The following is an 815-nucleotide window of genomic DNA, read 5'->3' on the forward strand; positions in this document are numbered from 1 at the left end:
CGATTTGTCATAATCATTCTATCATACCGTTATGAATAAATCATCTCATGCAAAACAATTTCTTCTGCCCGGTTGTGGATATTATTGCACCGCTGCACCCATTCCATTTGACGGGTACGCTTCAAGTCCTCGGTCACGCCCTCGGCAGCTTTCATCTGCTCCATGATAGTGTCTAACCGTTCCTGTGCCTGTTCGTTCAGGTCTGCAAGATATGTCCACAATTCTCCGGTCAGTATCAATGTGTTCAATCTGGCTGGGTGGACTTCTCTTAAATATTCCCGGTGCATCCGTCCATACTTTCCGATGGGGCGGCGTTCTTCCGACAGTTTCAAGTCCGGGATGTAGTAATCTCCGACAAGGATATAATCAATTCCGTTTTCCGTTATTCTTGGTTTCAATTCGCTCATGTTCCTTACCTCCTGTGGAAGCAGGCTCGTCTGGTACTAACTCAATCACATCGGTAATCTCACAATTCAGCGTTTCACAGATACGGGCTAATGTGTCCATGCTGATGTGCTTTCCCTCTTTGCTCATGTTGGCAATCATATTCGTTGTCATACCAGCGGCAAGCCTTAAATCTTCTTTTCTCATATCACGCTCTAACAGTGTGTGCCAGAGTGGTTTATAGCTGATGTGCATATTGTTTTCCTGCCTTTCTACCCATACCACCGGGGCGGCTGCCCCGGCAGGAACTTTTCTCTTATTATAACACCAATCTTGTGTAATCACAATTTATTCTTGTATCCTGCCGCTGATACCGTCTGGATTGTGCTTTTCCTTTCTTTTTGTTCCCTTTAATTAGCCATAAACTGCTT

The 815-nt window shown here is 44.9% G+C and carries 2 protein-coding genes; both read right to left on the minus strand.

What is annotated here, in order from left to right:
- Window positions 1-29: 29 nt before the first annotated feature.
- Window positions 30-407 (minus strand): TnpV protein, encoded by a 378-nt coding sequence (locus J3351_RS14025; RefSeq protein WP_002595212.1) that lies wholly within the window; start codon window positions 405-407, stop codon window positions 30-32.
- A complete protein-coding gene (locus tag J3351_RS14030; protein ID WP_307862865.1) occupies window positions 367-729 on the minus strand; it encodes a helix-turn-helix domain-containing protein in 363 nt (120 codons plus the stop codon). Before J3351_RS14030 ends, J3351_RS14025 begins: the two co-directional genes overlap by 41 nt.
- Window positions 730-815 lie beyond the last annotated feature (86 nt).

This window comes from Faecalibacterium sp. Marseille-Q0746 (genome assembly GCF_017377595.1).
Taxonomy (GTDB): Bacteria; Bacillota; Clostridia; order Oscillospirales; family Ruminococcaceae; genus Faecalibacterium; species Faecalibacterium duncaniae.